The 12694-nt window shown below is 47.9% G+C and carries 11 protein-coding genes; 8 read left to right on the top strand and 3 right to left on the bottom strand.

Annotated elements, in window-relative coordinates:
* Positions 1 to 387 precede the first annotated feature (387 nt).
* From L4C36_RS12455 to L4C36_RS12445, 3 genes are all read left to right on the top strand, one after another.
* Entirely contained in the window at positions 388 to 1032 is a 645-nt protein-coding gene (locus tag L4C36_RS12455) for an RNA ligase family protein (RefSeq protein WP_428478126.1), read from the top strand.
* Entirely contained in the window at positions 1029 to 2294 is a 1266-nt protein-coding gene (locus tag L4C36_RS12450; protein WP_428478125.1) for an AAA family ATPase, read from the top strand. The genes L4C36_RS12455 and L4C36_RS12450 overlap by 4 nt, the downstream gene beginning before the upstream one ends.
* Before the next feature lie 326 nt (positions 2295 to 2620).
* Positions 2621 to 4144, top strand: a complete 1524-nt coding sequence (locus L4C36_RS12445; RefSeq protein WP_428478131.1) for a trypsin-like serine protease — start codon at positions 2621 to 2623, stop codon at positions 4142 to 4144.
* 105 nt (positions 4145 to 4249) lie between these two features.
* Here L4C36_RS12445 and L4C36_RS12440 read toward each other — a convergent pair whose 3' ends face one another.
* From L4C36_RS12440 to L4C36_RS12430, 3 genes are all read right to left on the bottom strand, one after another.
* Positions 4250 to 4498: a phenylalanyl-tRNA synthetase subunit alpha gene (locus L4C36_RS12440; RefSeq protein ID WP_428478124.1), complete on the bottom strand. Its 249-nt coding sequence runs from the start codon at positions 4496 to 4498 to the stop codon at positions 4250 to 4252.
* Between the two features lie 177 nt (positions 4499 to 4675).
* Entirely contained in the window at positions 4676 to 5122 is a 447-nt protein-coding gene (locus L4C36_RS12435; protein ID WP_428478123.1) for a hypothetical protein, read from the bottom strand.
* A gap of 285 nt (positions 5123 to 5407) precedes the next feature.
* Positions 5408 to 5665 (bottom strand): YiaA/YiaB family inner membrane protein, encoded by a 258-nt coding sequence (locus L4C36_RS12430; protein ID WP_428478122.1) that lies wholly within the window; start codon positions 5663 to 5665, stop codon positions 5408 to 5410.
* 453 nt (positions 5666 to 6118) lie between these two features.
* Here L4C36_RS12430 and pheS point away from each other — a divergent pair, with 453 nt between their 5' ends.
* The 5 genes from pheS to btuC all read left to right on the top strand — a co-directional run bounded on the left by pheS (position 6119) and on the right by btuC (position 12688).
* Positions 6119 to 7102, top strand: a complete 984-nt coding sequence (gene pheS, locus L4C36_RS12425; RefSeq protein ID WP_428478121.1) for a phenylalanine--tRNA ligase subunit alpha — start codon at positions 6119 to 6121, stop codon at positions 7100 to 7102.
* 18 nt (positions 7103 to 7120) lie between these two features.
* Entirely contained in the window at positions 7121 to 9508 is a 2388-nt protein-coding gene (gene pheT, locus L4C36_RS12420; RefSeq protein ID WP_428478120.1) for a phenylalanine--tRNA ligase subunit beta, read from the top strand.
* A gap of 475 nt (positions 9509 to 9983) precedes the next feature.
* The gene (gene ihfA / locus L4C36_RS12415) at positions 9984 to 10280 is read left to right on the top strand and encodes an integration host factor subunit alpha (RefSeq protein ID WP_428478119.1); all 297 of its coding nucleotides are present in this window, start codon (positions 9984 to 9986) and stop codon (positions 10278 to 10280) included.
* A gap of 217 nt (positions 10281 to 10497) precedes the next feature.
* Positions 10498 to 11541, top strand: a complete 1044-nt coding sequence (astE, locus tag L4C36_RS12410; protein ID WP_428478118.1) for a succinylglutamate desuccinylase — start codon at positions 10498 to 10500, stop codon at positions 11539 to 11541.
* A 154-nt stretch (positions 11542 to 11695) separates the two neighbouring features.
* Complete coding sequence (gene btuC, locus L4C36_RS12405) at positions 11696 to 12688, top strand: vitamin B12 ABC transporter permease BtuC (RefSeq protein ID WP_428478130.1); 993 nt, start codon at positions 11696 to 11698, stop codon at positions 12686 to 12688.
* Positions 12689 to 12694 lie beyond the last annotated feature (6 nt).

Here is a 12694-nt window from a genome sequence, read left to right as displayed (position 1 = left end):
TGTGTATATTGATATTTTTATAAGGTTGTGAATGATTTTCTCTGTATAAAAAACACTATGGATATGTATTTTTTGAAGGAGGTGTTTTCCAGGTGAAATGAATGGGTTAAGTTATTCTTAATATAGTGTTTTATGTACGGCGGCGCTTTTGAGGCGCTAAAGATCAGGTAACGAGGGAAGTGTTTTGAAAAATGAGCGTAGTGCTTGTAATATGCAGTTGGTTGCGTATAATTTGCGCAAATTCGTTTATTTTGCTTTCAAGGAACGGAAAGACCTCTTTCTTCTATCGCTATGTAATATCTGAACGGTAAGCACATTCTTCATGCAGTCTCCCATTATACGTGGGCGGTACGCTGCTGTTTAAAATTTGTTTAAGGTTCATGGATTATGACAACGCGATTTAAATACCCCCGTACGCCACATCTACCGTGGTCACCAGGCGCAACCAGTGACGACATACGCTGTATCGATACCCGTATGTTCGTTGGAAAACAGGTTGTAGTGACCGAAAAAATGGACGGTGAAAATACCACGCTGTATCGCGAATTGACGCATGCACGTTCTGTGGATAGCCGCAATCATCCTTCGCGTGATTGGCTAAAACGTTTTCATGCGGCCATTCGCCATGACATTCCTGAGGGATGGCGACTATGTGGTGAAAATCTTTACGCTCAACATTCTATTGTGTATTCGTCACTGAAAAGCTACTTCTACGGATTTTCCGTCTGGGATAGTAATAACCAATGCCTCAGTTGGGATGAAACGTTAATTTGGTTTGAGTTGCTGGGTATCCAGTCACCGCCGGTGCTTTATCAAGGCCTATGGGATGAAGATGCCATTCGCCGTATACATACTGACACTGGTGAATCTGAAGGTTATGTTGTTCGTTTGCAAGATGGCTTTGCTTTTGATGCCTTCAGCCTGTCGGTGGCTAAATGGGTACGTAAAGGGCATGTACAAACCGATCAGCATTGGATGTTCGCCGAGATAATCCCCAATAGTTTGGATGATCAACAAGGGGGGGATGTATGAAGAAATGGTTAGCGTGTCTTGCACATGATGCAGAGCCGGACATCGATGAATGTGTATCGGTTCTTGGTCGGCACATTGCTTGGTTGCATGAGTTAAAAAGTACACCACAAGATCCTGAGTGGCACGCCGAAGGCAACGTTCATATTCATACTGGTATGGTACTGGATGCCGTTTATACGTTATTGAAAACAGAGGCATTGCATATTCAGGGAGAACAACGTATGGCGTTGATTCTTGGTGCATTGCTCCATGATATCGCCAAACCGGTGCAGACAAAACAGGCCGAAATAAACGGTGTGGTTCGGGTGGTAAGTCCGAAGCACGAAGAGCTGGGGCGTTCATACCTTGCGTTTAAGTTGATGGCGTTACCATTACCATTTTCGGTTGTGTGGGCGGTACTTGGCTTGGTCGGGGAGCATCATATGCCTAAACGCTTAGCCGTTAAAAATGCCGATCGAGGAGAGTATCTTGCTCTGTCACGACGGGTCGATACCGAATTGCTGTACTGGCTTGAAGTGGCGGATATGAAAGGGCGCGTCTGTCCTGATCTTCCTTTGCAATTACAGCATCTCGATGAGTTCAGGCTTTTTGCACAAGAGTATGGGGTATGGGGAAAAGCCTATCAGCCAACGGCAATCCATGTTTTATTGGGTAATGAGTCTGATAAGGCGTCTCGCTATGTGGCCGCTCAGGCGCTATCCGACATGCAAGCGAACACGATTGTGCAAGAGGAAGAAGCGCTCGCGCGGAGCTTTAGCCACAAAGATCACTATGCACACTTGGTTATTCTGTGCGGACCAAGCGGTAGCGGAAAATCGACGTTTGTATCGGAACATTTCTCTCACTACGAATTAATTTCGCTTGATGCGTTACGGGGAGAAATTAATGGCGATCAGAGTAGCCAAGAATGTGTAGGGAAGGTGCTACATCTTGCGAAAGATAAGTTAAAAGCATGTCTTCGCAGTAAGCAACATGTTGTGTGGGATGCCACCAACTTGCGTCGTGATTTTCGTAAAATCATCGCTGACTTTGGGCGCGATTATCATGCATTGGTCACGATGGTGGTCTTTCTTCATTCTGAAAAAATGCTTTACCGCAGTAATGCCAACCGCGCAAGACGGGTGCCGGATGAGGTGTTAAAAAAACAACTGTCCTCGTATCAATTTCCATTGGTTGATGAGGCACATGAATATATCGTCGTGGGTGAAAAGGGCGCTGTATTGAAGTCTTTATCGGGTAATCAATCCCATTCATTACTGTGATCTGAGCGTTAACGTCTCCCTTGGCTTGCCTGCTGCGCATCCCGCTTGCCATACCCGCACATAACTCATGGAATTTATGGGGAAAATGCGTAACGTGACTCCATTCACATCAAGCGATGTAATGAAATTGWTAATTTATAAATACTGTCTGTGGTGTTATCTATTTTATAAAAAGTAGCGTATTCGGGTTGGTCATTCTCTGAAAAACAGCTTGTCTTGTTAATGTGCGATGCAAATGAAGTGCATTGCAGATGATGATAAACCTACTTCGAGGGAATGACGTGAAACTAAAATTTGGTGTGATAGCCGTAATGGCGGCATGCAGTATGGGCAGTGTGCAGGCGAATGAAAATGTAGCGGGCATGGGGAATATTATCACCCCCGATATTGTCGGAGGCAGTCCCGCCAATACCGCAGAGTGGGGCTTCTATACGCAAATCGTCGGGCGTAACAGCAACCGCTCATTTTGTGGGGCGAGTTATCTGGGTGATGGGTATGTGCTAACGGCGGCTCACTGTGTGGACAATGATTTGCCGAGCCAGATTGCCGTTAAGGTTGGCGGCTTTCGCTATAACGGGACAGATGGCGAACGTGCTAATGTCACAAATATTTATGTGCACCCGAATTTTAATTCGCGCAACTTAGCCAATGATATTGCGGTACTGAAACTGGACCGTGTGATCAGCAATGACAAGCGCGTTGAGATTGCCGCTGGTTCATTGAATCAATATGCCGTCACGGGCAATCAATTATCGGTTGCTGGGCTTGGGCGATTATCTGAAGGCGGCAGCACGCCTTCAGTCTTAATGGCCGTTGATGTGCCCTTGGTGTCTGATGCGCAATGTCGTACCGCGGGTGGCAGCTACGCCAATGTGGGGGCGGTGAGTTTCTGTGCGGGTATTCCACAAGGCGGTATTGATTCTTGCCAAGGTGACAGCGGTGGTCCCATTGTGGTCAATCGTGGTGGAGTCGTGACGCAACTTGGGGTGGTGAGCTGGGGGGTGGGCTGTGCGCGTCCGGGTAAATACGGCGTATACAGTGACATCGCCGCACTGCGTGATTGGGTTGACAGTGTCGTGACGCTGAATGCAGACAATGTCTCTGTAGGGTATAGCGCTAACCAGCAGATCGCCGGATTTGAATTAGGGCAAACGGTCTCTCATACCTTTTCTGTGAAAAATACCGGTAACGTGCCTTTCACTGTCACACAGACAAGTGTGAGCGCCAGTGGCGTCGGGCAGAATGCGTTGATCAGTCAGGATGGATGTCGTGTAGCCACATTGCCAGCGGGGCAGGCGTGTCAGGTAGCGGTAGAGTTTTCTGCATCAGCCGCCGGTAATGCAGCGGTCGCGTTAGCGTTTGAAATCGATAAAACCACGACGCGTTATGTTGCTAAAGCCAGCGCGCAGGTGACGTCTTCCTCACAACCGGATCCCGGTGCGTGTGAAGTAGAATGGAATGCGGGCGCGGTGTATAACACCGGCGACGTGGTGACGTGGCAGAATAAGCAGTGGGAAGCGCAGTGGTGGAATCAGGGCGCCGATCCAAGCCAATCAGGCCCGTGGGGCGTATGGCAGGCGGTTTCATCAGCAGCGTGTGGTGGCGGCCAACCACCAGCGCCTACACCTGAACCTACGCCAGAGCCGACACCAGAACCTACACCTGAGCCAACCCCTCCTGCATCAGGGAATGCCTATGTCGCCGGTACGGCGTATGCGTCGGGTGATGTCGTGACGCACAATGGTGGAACGTATCAGTGTCGTGCATGGCCAAATGGCCTGTGGTGTGCATCCGGTGCGTATGAGCCAGGTGTGGCAGATGCCTGGGCAAGTGCGTGGACGAAGCTGTAATAGCGACGTAGTAGCATTGAGTCACATAAAAAAATAGCCTCATCCTGAGGCTATTTTTGTTTCTAATCGGTTTTGTCTCTAGCCGGTAATGGCTGATGCAATCAATTAAGCGGTAGCAAGCTGCTTAACTGTATTGACGGCTTTTTTACGGCCGTATAAAAGGCAGCCCAATGTGATAAAGAACATACCGTTAAAAACTAAGAAAAAGCCTGCATGAATAAAGTCGAACTGACCCATAACAAAGATAGGCAGTGAAGAGTTTAAGCCGGCATTACCCAAAACCAATAGAGCTGAGCATAACAAAACAGCAAATGTATTCATTTTAATTAGTGCTGTGACAGCATTGTTCTGCATTTTTGTGACTCCCAATTGTAAGCAGGTTTTTAATCTACTGGAAAAGAGGTGCTTTTTAAACAAAAAAGTTTACTAATACCGTTCTGGTTGGGTGAAAACTGTTCATACTGTCGTTCTTTGTGGTGATTTACTCTGCTGCCGGTGGTCGCGGTGTGGCAAGAGTGGGAATCAGAGTTATTAATAGAGATATTGATATGCTGTTATCAATGCGGCGTTTTTTGCCTGCAAATGACGCACTTTTAATTCAAGCTGAATACACTGACCATGGCGCATCTCAGAACGAACATGTTGTATCTGAGTAATAAGTGCTCGCGTGTTGCGTATCGCGTCTTTGAGTTGATTCGTTTTTTGTTCAAGCTTCTGTATGGCTTTGTTTTTCTTGGCGACTTGCTGTTTTATCAGAATGCCTTTTTCAACCAAACGGGTGAAGACAGACTGCGATGCTGCAGATTGACCACTGACAGCATCAAGTATCGATGTGATTTTTGCTTGATTGGCCTGTAGCCGATTAACAAGGACATCGTAATCGGCATAGCGAAGCAGCGTCTGTTGCTCAGCGGCTTTCAACAGCAGCAACAATTGCTGCTGTTGGGTGGTTAATAGTTGAATAGGTGTCTTGGCCATTTTAGGGTGTGTCCCTTAATTATTTGCACCATCGTTATAGGTCAAAAATTCGTGAAAGCAATCAAAATGGCGATGAACATAGTGGTTCTATCTTCAAGCCATTTTTAGCAGATAGCGCGGATTTTGGCCATAACCCTTCGGGCAGCGCTATTTTCTGCGCATGGCTGCCTTAAAAATTGCTCATTTGGCCCACTAAATCACACATTTTTTAAGTTGTCCTGCTTGAAAATAGCAGCAGCGATGGACGCAACAAATTGAGGGACACCCCCTAGGGAATCAACACTGTTAATCATCTAAATCATGAAGAAGTTGCGCGGTTTTCGCTTCTTCTAACTTGTTCATCAATTTATTCGATTCTGCCTGATCGCGTATCGCTTTACTTAATGTGATCGTGGCGCTGACCAAAAACAAACTGCAGATGCTGTAATAGCCTTTTATGAGTAAATCGCCAGGCAACTTAATAATACTGATCACCATTGCGACCACGGCAATAACAAACGTTGCTTTTGCGTAGACTAGCCAATATTTTTCTTGTTCACCCATGATGTAACTCCTTTTTAGTGAGTGTCGTAATGACGTTGTACTTCGTAATTGAACGGTGTTTTATTAATGTAATGGGAGGACGTTTAAAGCGCAAGACATAAAAGCAAAAAAGTGGGGGCTTTTCTTCGCTTGGGGATTTTATTGCGACGCATTTATCGTATTGCAATGAGAGAAATGTCGCCTTTATGAGGCGGCAGTAGGAGAGAGCATGGGATAGAGGGGGAGAATAGGGGATCCCCGTGATGACAGGTGCTTTCCTTGAATGGGTTGTGCGGAAAATGCTCTGAATCCAGCATCTTGAGGTGGCTCGTCTATAAAGCCGTTTTTTTTTCATCCAATCCGACCCTTTTATTGCGATTGGATTTGGATTTGGACGCATGTTTCTTTAGTATGTATCGTTACGCGAATTTATATCTCCCTTAAGGACGCCACCTGTGGGTGGATGAGGAAACGATGCTACATCTAGACGAGATTATTGCCAACGCAACGGCAGCTATTGAGCAAGCTGATTCATCAGTCGCTCTGGACGATGTCCGTGTCCAATACATGGGCAAGAAGGGTGAGCTAACCCTTCAACTTCAAAGCTTGGGTAAACTTCCACCGGAAGAGCGCCGTACTGCTGGTCAAGAGATCAACAAAGCAAAAGGTGCGGTTCAGCAAGCCATTGCAGCGCGTAAAGATGCACTTCAGCGTGCAGAACTTGAAGCGAAGCTAGCCGCTGAAACTATCGATGTGACCCTACCTGGTCGTCGCATTGAAAATGGTGGCCTGCACCCAGTGACACGCACCGTTGAGCGTATCGAGCAGTTCTTTGGTGAACTAGGCTTTAGTACTGAGTCTGGTCCTGAAATCGAAGATGCATTCCACAACTTTGATGCGTTGAACATTGCGGCTGATCATCCAGCACGTACCGATCACGATACCTTCTTCTTTAACCCAGATTTGATGCTGCGTACGCACACGTCTGGCGTACAGATCCGTACGATGGAAAATGGTAAACCGCCTTTCCGTTTCATCGCACCGGGCCGTGTATACCGTAACGACTACGACCAAACGCACACGCCAATGTTCCACCAGGTGGAAGGCATGCTGGTTGATGAGAACGTTAACTTTGCACAGCTAAAAGGTATTCTGCACGATTTCCTTTGCAACTTCTTTGAAGAAGAAGTGGAAGTGCGTTTCCGTCCTTCATACTTCCCATTCACTGAGCCTTCAGCAGAAGTGGATGTGAAAGGTAAAAACGGCAAATGGCTAGAAGTACTAGGCTGCGGTATGGTTCACCCGAACGTACTACGCAGTGTAGGCATCGACCCTGAGAAATACTCTGGTTTTGCATTCGGTATGGGTGTAGAGCGTTTGACCATGCTGCGTTATGGCGTAAACGATCTACGTGCGTTCTTCGAGAACGACCTACGTTTCCTTAAGCAGTTCAAGTAATCCAGAGGTTTAATCACTATGAAATTCAGCGAATCTTGGCTTCGTGAGTGGGTTAACCCTGCGGTTACTACTGACGAACTAACACACCAAATTACTATGGCTGGCCTAGAGGTAGACGACGTACTGCCTGTGGCGGGCTCATTTACCGGCGTTAAAGTGGGTAAAGTTGTTGAGTGTGGTCAGCACCCTGATGCTGACAAACTGCGTGTTACCAAAGTCGACATCGGTGCAGAAGAGCTACTCGACATCGTTTGTGGTGCGTCTAACTGTCGTTTGGGCATTAAAGTGGCCGTGGCGACTGTGGGTGCAGTACTTCCGGGTGACTTCAAAATCAAGAAAGCCAAACTACGTGGTCAGCCTTCTCACGGCATGCTTTGCTCATTCTCTGAGTTGGGTATTGACGTTGAGTCTGATGGCATCATGGAATTGGCAGAAGATGCAGTACTGGGTACGGATTTCCGTGAATTCCTAGCACTGGATGACGTAACCGTAGACGTTGACCTAACGGCTAACCGCGCTGACTGTTTCAGCATTCGCGGTATGGCACGTGAAGTGGGCGTACTAAACCGCGCTGACGTGACTGAGCCATCAGTTGCGGCTGTTGCTGCTTCAATCGAAGACACTGTGTCTATCGACGTGAAAGCACCTGCGGCCTGTCCACGTTACCTTGGCCGTGTGGTTAAGAACGTGAACGTACAAGCTGAAACCCCACTTTGGATGCAAGAAAAGCTGCGTCGTTGTGGTATTCGTTCTATCGACCCTGTTGTTGATATCACGAACTTTGTTCTACTAGAGCAAGGCCAACCAATGCACGCATTCGATCTGGCTAAGATTGAAGGCGGCATCGTTGTACGTATGGCAGAGCAAGGCGAAAAGCTAACGCTGCTAGACGGCAATGAAGCTGAACTAAATGCAGACACATTGGTTGTTGCAGACCAAAACAAAGCACTGGCTATTGCCGGTATCTTTGGTGGTGAGCAATCGGGTGTGACGTCTGAAACAAAAGATGTACTACTAGAGTGTGCATTCTTCGCTCCTGATCACATCCGTGGTCGCGCGCGTAGCTACGGCCTACACACAGATTCTTCTATGCGTTTCGAGCGTGGTGTGGATTACGCACTGCAAGTGAATGCAATGGAGCGTGCAACAGCACTGCTTGTTGAAATCTGTGGCGGTGACGTTGCACCAGTGGTTGCTGTAGAATCTGAAGCAGATCTACCAAAAGCGAACCAAGTGGCACTACGTCGCACGAAACTAGACAACTTGCTAGGTCACCACATTGCAGATGCAGACGTGGTTGAAATCCTAGAGCGTCTAGGCATGAGTGTTGAAACAACGGCTGAAGGTTGGGTTGCGACAGCACCAACATGGCGTTTCGATATCGCTATCGAGCAAGATCTGATTGAAGAAGTTGGCCGTATCTACGGTTACGACAACATTCCAAATCAAGCGCCTGTTGCTGCACTGAACATGAACGATCACAAAGAAGCGAATCTACCGCTTAAGCGTGTTCGTAATCTGCTTGTTGACCGCGGTTACCAAGAAGCGATCACTTACAGCTTCGTTGAGCCTGAGCAACAAAAACTGGTTGTACCAGGTGTTGAGCCATTGATCCTGCCATTCCCAATTTCTGCGGATATGTCAGCAATGCGTCTTGGTTTGATCCAAGGTTTGCTAAACACGGTTGTTCACAACCAGAAGCGCCAGCAGCCACGTGTTCGCCTGTTCGAACATGGCCTACGTTTCATTCCTTGCGAAAATGCTGAAAACGGCATGCGCCAAGAGCCTATGCTTGCCGGTGTTATCGCGGGTACACGTAGCGAAGAGCATTGGGATATCGCAACCAACACCGTTGATTTCTTCGATCTTAAAGGTGATCTAGAAGCGATTCTTGAGCTATCTGCAAACGAAAAAGCGTATTCATTTGCAGCGACTCAACATCCAGCACTTCACCCAGGCCAGTCTGCGGCTATCATCGTTGACGGCAAAGAAGTGGGCGTGATCGGTACGGTTCACCCAGAGCTTGAGCGTAAGTTTGGTCTAAACGGCCGTACTATCGTGTTCGAGATCGAATGGTCAGCAATCAACACCAAAGTGATCCCAGAAGCGGTTGCATTGTCTAAGTTCCCTGCAAACCGTCGTGATATCGCGGTTGTTGTGAATGACGATATCGCCGCTGGCGACGTTGTAGCAGTATGCCGTGCAAACGGTGGCGAGCTACTGACTGACGTGAACCTATTTGACGTTTACGTAGGTAAAGGCGTTGAAGACGGTCAGAAGAGTCTTGCGATTGCACTGACGCTTCAGTCTGGCGAGCGTACACTGGAAGAAGCTGATATCGCGGGTGCGGTTGATAGCATTGTTGCCGTATTGGCAGAGCGCTTCGGTGCAAGCCTGCGTGACTAAATAGCGTCCTGGATGCTGCCTGAACGGTAGCAGTAAAATGACGTTGGATAACTTTTTAAGTTATTGTTTTACTAAAGCAGCCATATTGGCTGCTTTTTTTTGATCTGAATCTAATAAACGTAACTTTTTGATACTCAGAGAATATTCCTATATGTCCACAAATTGTTAGCGTGATATATTGTTATAAGCTCATTTTTCAGCTTATCTTATTGGTTATTGTTGCTATTAAGCACAACTGGATGCATGGGTGTAGCCCTTTGGTGCTACCAGAAATCAATAATTTGACACGAAGTTAACGTAAAAAAGTTGGCGGAAATCAGCGAGTTGGCTTAAACTTGACTCTAGTTGAGATTGAACATGATTTCGGGTGGCTAAAAATTGTCACTCACCGATGTCGTCTCACTCCATGAATTCGCTACAGGTATAGTTATGCTATCTCTGTTATCCATTCAATATAGTCTTGAGGGAATTATCTATGGCGCTCACAAAAGCCGATTTGGCTGAGAACCTGTTTGAGAATGTTGGATTAAGCAAACGGGACGCCAAGGATACGGTGGAAGTCTTCTTTGAAGAAATTAGAAAAGCGCTTGAAAATGGCGAACAAGTAAAGTTATCCGGTTTTGGTAATTTTGATCTTCGCGATAAAAACGAGCGTCCAGGAAGAAACCCTAAGACGGGCGAAGATATCCCAATCTCTGCTCGCCGTGTTGTCACTTTCCGTCCAGGTCAGAAATTGAAAGCTCGCGTAGAAAGTATCGAAGTCGAAAAGTAAACGCGGCGACCTAACTAAGAACCCAGAGACAGCATGTGCTGATCTGGGTTTTTTTATGCCTGTCGAAAAGGAAAGGAGCCTGCCAAGATCTCAGAACGTAGTAAAGACGGCACTCAATCGTGGCCGATCATGTTCATTCGTGTCCGTCGGCAGTACACTGAAAAGAGGTGTTGAAGATATAGAACACCGCTCATGCAGTCGAACAGGGAGGATAGCGATGGGAATGTTAGAGCGTGTGAAAGCGGGGGCGTTTCTGGCGGCCAGTCTCGACATGGATAGCCCGGAAGAGCGTGGCCAGTGGCAGACAACAAAGGGGGCAGAATGTGAACTGTTGGCTCGCGGTGTATTAGCGATTTCCCCGAGCAAAAGTACGGGTGAACAAAAAGCCATTGTGATTTCAGCTGGGATTCATGGTGATGAAACCGCCCCGATGGAATTAGTTCAACATCTTGCTGAGCAACTCCTTACCGGTGACTTGCATCCTGCGCACCGATTGTTATTGATTATCGGACATCCTGCTGCCATTGGTTGCCACCAACGGTTTATCGATGAAAACATGAATCGCTTATTCAAGCAGCCCAATCCAGCCACGACCCCTGATGCTCAGCGCGCGAATACGCTCCAATCTGTGCTTCGCGATTTTTATGCCACAGCGCCGTTGAATGCTTCACAGCGTTGGCACCTGGATTTGCATTGTGCGATTCGCGATTCTGTACACTATACCTTTGCCGTTAGCCCGCATTCAGAGCAGCCGACACGCAGTGTGCCGTTGTTCGCTTTCCTGCAAAAGGCCGAGATTGAGGCCGTGTTATTGGCCAACTCGCCATCACCGACGTTTAGCTGGTTCAGTGCCGCGTATTTTGGTGCGCAAGCATTTACGTTAGAGCTGGGGAAAGTCGCGCCGTTTGGGAAAAATGATCTTGCACGATTGGCGCCGTTTTATCAGGCGCTGGTGGCATTAGTGACCACGCCAGCGATGGATGTTACGTGGCAAGCCAACGCCTTGGCTGTGTATAAAGTGACACGAACGCTCGTGAAACAAAGTGATGATTTCACCTTTAGTTTCCCCGACGACCAAGCGAACTTCACCTTCTTTGAGCAAGGGGCGTTGTTAGGCAAAGACGGGGATATCGAGTACTACTCGTTAGATGGTGGCGAAGCCATCGTATTCCCGAATGCCAGTGTGGCTTTGGGTCAACGGGCGGGATTGCTGGTTCAACAGACGGATGTGAATGTGACGGATCAAGTGACGGTCAAATAACGATGAAACAGCTATCAAATAGCGGCGAAATAGCGCTTTTTGCTTGTGATTAGAGTCAATTTCGCCTGAAATATCATAAAGCTAATGATAGCCGACTTTTCATTTTACCGGTGAAAGAGTAAGGTAGGCAGACTCTGTTTATTGTGTACTTGTGATGCTTTTAAATGAATTAATGGCACGTCGTCAAGCGAGATGGCGTGTGGGTTTTCTTGTTGCAGGGCTACTCCTGCTCATTGCTGCGTTTTTATCTCTTTCTGTCGGTGAGTTGTTCATCTGGCCTTGGGCACCCTCAGGCGATTTGGAACAGCAACTGCTTGTTCAACTGCGTATGCCGCGTTTACTGGCCGCTCTCACCATTGGTGCCTCGCTCGCCGTGTCGGGGGCCGTATTACAAGTACTATTGGGTAACCCGTTAGCTGAGCCGGGTGTCCTAGGGATCTCCGGCGGGGCCAGTCTCGCCTTAGTCATTGTTCTGTTTGTCTTGCCCATTGCCCCAAGTCCTATCGTCATGATGATTGCGGCCATGTTGGGGGCACTTTGTTTTACCTTGATACTGGTGGGGCTGTCACGGCGGCGTAAAGTCTCCACGGCGCGGTTATTACTTATCGGGGTGGCATTGGGGATTCTTTCTGGTGCGGTTGTTACATGGGCGTTCTATTTCAGCGATGATTTGAATTTACGTATGCTGATGTATTGGCTCATGGGCAGTGTGGCGGGGGTGAGTTGGCAGCAGCTGGTGCTATTGCTGGTGGTGTCACCGGTATTGGTATGGCTGTGCTTACAAGGCAAAAAGCTCGATTTGCTCATGCTGGGTGAACAGCAAGCCAAACAACTGGGCTTAGACGTAGCGGCGTTTCGCTGGCGACTGATTTTTATTGTCTCACTACTTGTCGGTGCATCCGTAGCCTTGGGCGGCGTCATTGGCTTTATCGGGTTAGTGATCCCGCATTTACTGCGCCTCGCGTTAGGCACCGAAAACCGCTACCTATTACCGTTATCGGCCTTGTTCGGGGCGTTGCTGTTAGCCTTCGCTGACACCTTATCACGTATCGTATTGCCATCTGCCGAGTTGCCGGTAGGGGTGGTGATCACCAGTTTGGGCGCACCCGTGTTCATCTGGATGTTGCTGCGTTCGCACATTGATTAATAGGCG

The sequence above is a fragment of the Photobacterium japonica genome (genome assembly GCF_050337005.1).
GTDB lineage: Bacteria > Pseudomonadota > Gammaproteobacteria > Enterobacterales > Vibrionaceae > Photobacterium > Photobacterium japonica.
This window is presented reverse-complemented; position numbering and strand designations above follow the sequence as displayed.

Excerpts from the sequence above, each read along its gene's own strand:
- L4C36_RS12455 (WP_428478126.1), top strand. The coding sequence starts at position 388 with ATGACAACGCGATTTAAATACCCCCGTACGCCACATCTACCGTGGTCA.
- L4C36_RS12450 (WP_428478125.1), top strand. The coding sequence starts at position 1,029 with ATGAAGAAATGGTTAGCGTGTCTTGCACATGATGCAGAGCCGGACATC.
- L4C36_RS12445 (WP_428478131.1), top strand. The coding sequence starts at position 2,621 with ATGGGCAGTGTGCAGGCGAATGAAAATGTAGCGGGCATGGGGAATATT.
- L4C36_RS12440 (WP_428478124.1), bottom strand. The coding sequence starts at position 4,498 with ATGCAGAACAATGCTGTCACAGCACTAATTAAAATGAATACATTTGCT.
- L4C36_RS12435 (WP_428478123.1), bottom strand. The coding sequence starts at position 5,122 with ATGGCCAAGACACCTATTCAACTATTAACCACCCAACAGCAGCAATTG.
- L4C36_RS12430 (WP_428478122.1), bottom strand. The coding sequence starts at position 5,665 with ATGGGTGAACAAGAAAAATATTGGCTAGTCTACGCAAAAGCAACGTTT.
- pheS (WP_428478121.1), top strand. The coding sequence starts at position 6,119 with ATGCTACATCTAGACGAGATTATTGCCAACGCAACGGCAGCTATTGAG.
- pheT (WP_428478120.1), top strand. The coding sequence starts at position 7,121 with ATGAAATTCAGCGAATCTTGGCTTCGTGAGTGGGTTAACCCTGCGGTT.
- ihfA (WP_428478119.1), top strand. The coding sequence starts at position 9,984 with ATGGCGCTCACAAAAGCCGATTTGGCTGAGAACCTGTTTGAGAATGTT.
- astE (WP_428478118.1), top strand. The coding sequence starts at position 10,498 with ATGGGAATGTTAGAGCGTGTGAAAGCGGGGGCGTTTCTGGCGGCCAGT.
- btuC (WP_428478130.1), top strand. The coding sequence starts at position 11,696 with ATGCTTTTAAATGAATTAATGGCACGTCGTCAAGCGAGATGGCGTGTG.